The sequence below is a fragment of the Nocardioides psychrotolerans genome (genome assembly GCF_943371775.1).
Classification (GTDB): Bacteria; Actinomycetota; Actinomycetes; order Propionibacteriales; family Nocardioidaceae; genus Nocardioides; species Nocardioides psychrotolerans_A.
On the sequence record NZ_CALRWD010000006.1, the window covers coordinates 83,723 to 90,038 of the forward strand.

Below are 6,316 nucleotides of genomic sequence, written 5' to 3' on the forward strand. Positions count from 1 at the left end.
CGCCGCTGCGCGGCCCGCGAGTCGTCCACAGGGAGGTCGGCGACCGCGTTCTCCACAGCCTCGTCGACGGCGTGCCCCTGACGTCCCCGGCCCCGGGCAGCCTCGGCGCAGGAGGTCTGGAGATGACGACGACAGCAGCAGCCCGACAGGCGTTGGGCACCTATGGAGAGTCGGTGGCGGCGCGCCACCTCGTCGAGCGGGGGTTGGTCCTGCTCGACCGCAACTGGCGGTGCGACGCGGGTGAGGTCGACCTCGTGCTCCGGGAGGGGCACGTGCTGGTGGTCTGCGAGGTCAAGACCCGCAGCAATGACGCCTGCGGGACGCCCCACGAGGCGGTGGGCCCTGACAAGCGTGACCGCCTCGGGCTCCTGGCCGAGCGCTGGGCCGCGGAGCACGGCGTGGCACCGCCCGACACGCGCATCGACCTGGTCGCGGTGCTCAGACCGGTGCGTGGGCCGGCCGTGGTCGAGCACGTGAGGGGGATCTGATGCCGTTCGCCACCGCTCGGTCGGTGTGCCTCGACGGCGCCGTCGGGCACCTCATCGACGTCCAGGCCGACGTGTCGCCCGGTGCTGTCGGCACGACGCTCGTCGGGCGCGCCGATCCGGCGCTCCACGAGGCCCGCGACCGGTGCCGGATGGCGATCATCAACAGTGACCTGCGGTGGCCGGCGACCAAGCGGATCACGGTGCTGCTCTCACCGGCCGACCTGCTCAAGCGGGGCACCCACTTCGACCTCGCGATCTGCATCGCGGTCCTGGCCGCCGACACCGTGGTGCCGCGCCACGCGCTGGAGTCCACGGCCTTCATCGGCGAGGTGTCCCTCGATGGCCGGTTGCGCTGCGTCGCCGGGGTGCTGCCCATGGTGTTGGCCGCGGCCGCCCGCGGCGTGACCCGGGTCTTCGTGCCCGAGCCGTCCGCCCAGGAGGCGTCGATGGTGCCGGGGATGACCGTGCTCGGCATGCGCTCGCTGGCCCAGGTCGCCGCCGAGCTCGCGGGGGAGGAGGTGCCCGAGGCGCCGCCGGTGGCGCCCATGTCGGGCAGCCGACTCCTGTCCTGGCGCGGCGAGGAGCGCCTCGAGGAGGTCGACTTCGCCGACCTGCACGGGCTGCGTGAGACCAAGTACGCCGTCGAGGTCGCCGCCGCCGGCGGCCACCACGTGATGCTGTCCGGACCCAAGGGGTCGGGCAAGACCAGCATCGCCGAGCGGATCCCGACCATCATCCCGGAGCTGGCGCCCGAGGAGTCCTTGGAGCTCACCGCGATCCACTCCCTCTGCGGGACCCTCGACGCGGCTCAGGGGATGGTGCGTCGGGCCCCCTTCCGCGCCCCGCACCACGATGCGAGCAAGGCCAGCCTGATCGGCGGCGGCTCGGGCCAGGTGCGACCGGGGGAGATCAGCCGTGCCCACGGCGGCGTGCTCTTCCTCGACGAGTTCCCCCTGTTCAGGTCCGACGTGATCGACGCGCTGCGCCAGCCCATGGAGAGCGGAGACGTCACCATCGCCCGGCACGGCGAGGCGGCCGTCCTCCCGGCGCGGGGCATGGTGGTGCTGGCGTGCAATCCCTGTCCCTGTGGCGACTACCGGCCCGCCGCGGGCACCAACAAGTGCAAGTGCCGTGAGGTGGTGCGCCGTGACTACCAGGCCCGGGTCAAGGGGCCGGTCTCCGACCGGATCGACATCACCCGCCACGTCGAGCCGCCTCTGCCGCACGAGCGGGGCGACCGGTTCGACCTGCTGGAGACCTCGGCCGAGATCCGGGCTCGGGTCGAGGTGGCGCGTCGGCTGCAAGCCGTCCGCTACACCGACTGCAGCTGGCGTCTCAACGGCCAGGCCCCGGGGCCGGCGCTGCGGGAGCGCTGGCCGTTGCCGCCCGCTGCGCAGCGCCTGCTCGACGACGAGGTGTTCGCCGGTCGGCTCACGAGCCGTGGCGCGGTGCGCGTGCACCGGCTCGCGATGACGGTCGCCGACCTCGCCGCAGTGCGTGCCGGGGTCAACGTGCGCCCCGGCACGGTGGAGGTGGAGACGGCCCTCCGGCTCAGGTCGGGCGACCCGCTGCTGGCCCGTCAGGTCGCCTTCTCGGTCGCGGTCGCGGTCGCGGTCGTGGACGTGGACGAGGAGCAGGCCGGATGAGCGATCAGGAGCGGTTGGCCCGCGTGGCCCTCAGCCGGCTGACCGAGCCCGGGGACTCCCGGTTCACCAGGCTCGTCGCCGAGTTCGGAGGAGTGGACTTCCAGACGGCGTTGCTGCGGGACCGAGACGCCCAGGGCATGCTCCACGACCTCGCAGTCCGGTTGGGCTCCTGCGACCCGGCGCGAGAGCTCGAGCGGGCCGACCGCCTCGGGATCCGGTTCATCATGCCCGGTGACGCCGAGTGGCCCCGACAGCTCGATGACCTGGTGCACGCCCCCGAGCTCCACCAGCGTGGTGGTCCGCCGATCGGCTTGTGGGTCAGGGGTCCGCTGCGACTCGATCAGCTCGGCGCTGCGGTGGCCGTGGTCGGCTCTCGCTCGGCGACCACCTACGGAGAGCAGGTGGCGGGTGAGATGGGGGCCGTGCTGGTCCGGCACGGTGCACCGGTCATCTCGGGAGCGGCCTTCGGCATCGACCAGGCTGCCCATCGCGGCGCCATCGCGATGGAGGGGCCGACCGTCGCGGTGCTCGCCTGCGGTGCCGATCGCGCCTACCCCGTGGCCCATCAGGCGCTGATCGACCACATCGGGCGGCACGGGGCCGTGGTCTCCGAGGCACCGCCCGGCTGCGCCCCCACGCGGATCCGGTTCCTCGCGCGTAACCGGCTGATCGCCGCCCTGTCGCGTGGCGCGGTGGTCGTCGAGGCCGCCCAGCGCAGCGGGGCCCTCAACACCGCTTCGTGGGCCGAGCGCCTCAACCGGCAGGTCCTCGCCGTCCCGGGCCCGGTGACCAGCGCCCAGTCCCAGGGATGCCACGACCTCGTCCGGCGCGGAGTCGCCACCTTGGTGACCAACCCCCAGGAGGTCCTCGAGATGGTGAGCAGCGCGGGGGAGCACCTCGCGGAGCAGACGCAGCAGCCGCCCACGCTGCGCGACCGTCTCACCCTGCGCCACCGCCAGGTGCTCGACGCGGTGCCGGTCGCCGCCGGTGTCGGGACGGACTCGGTGGCTCGCACGGCTGGTCTCGGCCTCGTCGAGGTGCGCTCCGCGCTGCTCCACCTCGAGAAGAACGGGCTGGTGGAGCAGGACGGCGTCGGATGGCGGCTCGGGTTGTTGGGGCGCGCCTGAGCCGATGCCGCCGACCGTGTTCCTAGAGTCAGGGGGTGACCGCCGACCCGACGCCCGTGGAGCCAGCGGAGGTGGGGGCCGCGCTGCTGCCCGAGCCCATGGCCCGCGTCCTCGGCGACTACGAGCGTCACCTGGTCTCCGAGCGGGACCTCACACCCCACACCGTCCGCGCCTACACGGCCGACATCGCGGGGCTGCTCGAGCACGCGTCCCGACTGGGCTGCACCGAGGTGACCGAGGTCGACCTCCGCACGTTGCGCAGCTGGCTGGCCAAGCAGCAGACGATGGGCCTGTCCCGCACCACGTTGGCGCGACGGGCGACTGCTGCTCGGGTGTTCACGGCCTGGCTGGCGCGCACGGGCCGGGCATCGGGTGACGTCGGGGCGTCACTCGGCTCGCCCAAGGCCCACAAGTCGCTGCCGCCGGTGCTGCGCGCCGACGAGGCGAGCGACCTGATCGCAGCCGCGGCAGAGCTGGCCGACGACGGCAGCCCCGTCGGGTTGAGGGACGTGGCGATGCTGGAGCTGCTCTATGCCACGGGCATCCGCGTCGGTGAGCTCGTCGGCCTCGACATCGACGACGTCGACCGAGACCGCTTCGTCATCCGGGTCTTCGGCAAGGGGCGCAAGGAGCGGTCCGTGCCGTTCGGCCGACCGGCCGCTCGGGCGATCGACTTCTGGCAGCGCCAGGGACGCCCGCACCTGCAGGTCGAAGGCTCGGGTCCCGCCCTCTTCCTCGGGGCGCGTGGCAAGAGGATCGACCCTCGAGCGGTCCGCACCCTGGTCCACCAGCGAATCGCGCAGGTGCCGGGGGCGCCCGACATCGGCCCTCACGGGTTGCGTCACACCGCGGCCACCCACCTCCTCGAGGGGGGCGCCGACCTGCGCTCGGTGCAGGAGCTGTTGGGGCACGCCTCGCTGGCCACGACCCAGCTCTACACGCACGTCACCACGGATCGCCTCCGCCGGGCCTACCAGCAGGCACACCCGCGAGCCTGAGCCCGGAGCTCAGTGGCGCAGCTCCTGCAGGAGTGCCACGAGACCGACGACGGGCGTGAAGAAGGCCGCCATGGCAGTCGTCCGGAGCAGTGGTGCGGCGGCGGGGCCCAGGCCCCCGAGCGGCAGCAGCCGGACCGGTCCCATGCCGACCAGCCGCAACGGGTCGAGGTAGGTCTGGCCCTCGATCCAGCCCCAGTGAAGGCAGGCGCGTGGGAAGCAGTGGGACCCCGGGAGCTGGAGCACGCCCACCGGCTCGCCGCGAGCCACGGTCGCGCCGATCGCAGCGATGGCCGTCACCGGCTCGTAGGTCGTGCGGGTCGTGCCGTGGTCGACGACGACCACGCCCCGACCGGCGAGCGAGCCCGCGAAGGTGACCGTGCCGGGCAGCGCCACCCGGACCGCTTGACCGGCACGTCCCGCGAGGTCGACTCCCCGGTGGCCCGCGCCGTAGGTCGAGTCGGGTGGGTCGAACGCCGCCACGACAGCGGGCACGGGACTCAGCGGCCACACCCCGACCGGATCCGGACCCTCGGGCGCGCCGGCTGCCGACCCGGCTCCGGCCAGGAGCATGAGGGCACCCAGGACGATGGTGGCGAGCCCGAGGGCGCGGGTCCGGTCGGCGGCGGTCGTGCAGGTGGTGATGGCCATGGCGCGATCGTCTCCCCGCGCGACGGCGGGTGGACGTCACCGGGCCGTGTCCTGGGGACGACGAGCGCGGCGCTGCGGCCTGTGGACGGCAGGTGGGCGTCCGGGCGATTGGCCGCAGGTGGCCACGCTCGACTAGTCTGGCCCTCATCAGAGCCAGGTCTCGACCCGGCACTAAAATTCGCACGCTTGCCGACCACGACGAGGCTCCTGAGCCTCGATCACCCGTGGGCGACGGCCCTCAGTCCCGCGAGACCTCACGGTCGAGCAGGTGGGGTCGCGCGCGAGCGTCAGGCGCGACCGACACCCGTCAGTCGTGAAGGAACTGAAAACGACCGGAGCCAGCCCCGGTGCGTCCTGTGTCAAGGGCGGACATCACGGTGCTGCCTCCTTACAGGAGAACCACCACCATGGCAGTCGTCACCATGCGCCAGCTCCTCGAGAGCGGCGTCCACTTCGGGCACCAGACCCGTCGCTGGAACCCCAAGATGAAGCGCTTCATCATGACCGAGCGCAACGGCATCTACATCATCGACCTGCAGCAGTCGCTGGCCTACATCGACCGCTCCTACGCCTTCGTCAAGGAGACGGTCGCCCGCGGCGGCACGGTCATGTTCGTCGGCACGAAGAAGCAGGCCCAGGAGGCCATCGCCGAGCAGGCGACGCGCGTCGGCATGCCCTACGTCAACCAGCGTTGGCTCGGCGGCATGCTCACCAACTTCCAGACCGTGCACCAGCGGATCAACCGTCTGAAGGAGCTCGACGAGATCGACTTCGACGACGTGGCCGGCAGCAGCCGCACCAAGAAGGAGCTGCTGCAGATGCGTCGCGAGCGCGACAAGCTCAACAAGTCGCTCGGCGGCATCCGTGAGATGACCCGCACGCCCAACGCCGTGTGGATCGTCGACACCAACAAGGAGCACCTCGCCGTCGAGGAGGCCCGCAAGCTGCGGATCCCGATCATCGGCATCCTGGACTCCAACTGCGACCCCGACCTCGTCGACTTCCCGATCCCGGGCAACGACGACGCCATCCGCGCGGTCGGCCTGCTGACCCGCGTCGTCGCCGACGCCGTCGCCGAGGGGCTCATCGCCCGCTCCGGTGCCAAGAACGGTGGCGCCGCCACCGCCGAGGAGCCGCTGGCCGAGTGGGAGCGCGAGCTCCTGGGTGGCGACGCCGAGAAGGCCGCCGTCGAGGCGACCGGTGGCGACACCGAGGCCCCCGCCTCGGAGGCCACGGGTGCCTCGAGCGAGGCTGCCGCGTCCGCCGACGCTGCTGAGGCCACGACCGAGGCTCCGGCCGCGACCGAGGCTCCGGCCGAGGCTGCCGCCACCGGCGAGGCGCCCGCCGAGGCTCCCGCAGCCGAGGCCACCGACGAGGCCAAGGCCTGATCGTCTCCGACCGCGGTGGGG

Annotated in this window: 6 protein-coding genes; 5 read left to right on the plus strand and 1 reads right to left on the minus strand. The window is 72.7% G+C overall.

Features of this window, described 5'->3' with window-relative positions; all coding sequences use genetic code 11:
* Positions 1-71: 71 nt before the first annotated feature.
* The 4 genes from AAG827_RS03470 (at position 72) to AAG827_RS03485 (ending at position 4,259) form a co-directional block, all read left to right on the plus strand.
* Positions 72-488 carry a YraN family protein gene (locus tag AAG827_RS03470; protein ID WP_341924410.1) on the plus strand — a complete coding sequence of 139 codons (417 nt, stop codon included), beginning with the start codon at positions 72-74 and terminating at the stop codon, positions 486-488.
* Positions 488-2,134 carry a YifB family Mg chelatase-like AAA ATPase gene (locus AAG827_RS03475; protein WP_341924411.1) on the plus strand — a complete coding sequence of 549 codons (1,647 nt, stop codon included), beginning with the start codon at positions 488-490 and terminating at the stop codon, positions 2,132-2,134. Before AAG827_RS03470 ends, AAG827_RS03475 begins: the two co-directional genes overlap by 1 nt.
* On the plus strand, positions 2,131-3,261 hold the full coding sequence (dprA, locus tag AAG827_RS03480) for a DNA-processing protein DprA (protein ID WP_341924412.1): 1,131 nt from the start codon (positions 2,131-2,133) through the stop codon (positions 3,259-3,261). Before AAG827_RS03475 ends, dprA begins: the two co-directional genes overlap by 4 nt.
* Positions 3,262-3,359: 98 nt before the next feature.
* Positions 3,360-4,259, plus strand: a complete 900-nt coding sequence (locus AAG827_RS03485) for a tyrosine recombinase XerC (RefSeq protein WP_341924419.1) — start codon at positions 3,360-3,362, stop codon at positions 4,257-4,259.
* A 9-nt stretch (positions 4,260-4,268) separates the two neighbouring features.
* On the opposite strand, the gene AAG827_RS03490 is transcribed toward AAG827_RS03485, so the two are convergent.
* Positions 4,269-4,907 carry a peptidoglycan DD-metalloendopeptidase family protein gene (locus tag AAG827_RS03490; protein WP_341924413.1) on the minus strand — a complete coding sequence of 213 codons (639 nt, stop codon included), beginning with the start codon at positions 4,905-4,907 and terminating at the stop codon, positions 4,269-4,271.
* Between the two features lie 407 nt (positions 4,908-5,314).
* Between AAG827_RS03490 and rpsB the strand changes: the two genes are divergently transcribed.
* Positions 5,315-6,295: a 30S ribosomal protein S2 gene (gene rpsB, locus AAG827_RS03495; protein ID WP_341924415.1), complete on the plus strand. Its 981-nt coding sequence runs from the start codon at positions 5,315-5,317 to the stop codon at positions 6,293-6,295.
* Positions 6,296-6,316: the final 21 nt, after the last annotated feature.

Coding starts and splice junctions, on each gene's coding strand:
- AAG827_RS03475 (WP_341924411.1), top strand. CDS start 488: ATGCCGTTCGCCACCGCTCGGTCGGTGTGCCTCGACGGCGCCGTCGGG.
- dprA (WP_341924412.1), top strand. CDS start 2,131: ATGAGCGATCAGGAGCGGTTGGCCCGCGTGGCCCTCAGCCGGCTGACC.
- AAG827_RS03485 (WP_341924419.1), top strand. CDS start 3,360: ATGGCCCGCGTCCTCGGCGACTACGAGCGTCACCTGGTCTCCGAGCGG.
- AAG827_RS03490 (WP_341924413.1), bottom strand. CDS start 4,907: ATGGCCATCACCACCTGCACGACCGCCGCCGACCGGACCCGCGCCCTC.
- rpsB (WP_341924415.1), top strand. CDS start 5,315: ATGGCAGTCGTCACCATGCGCCAGCTCCTCGAGAGCGGCGTCCACTTC.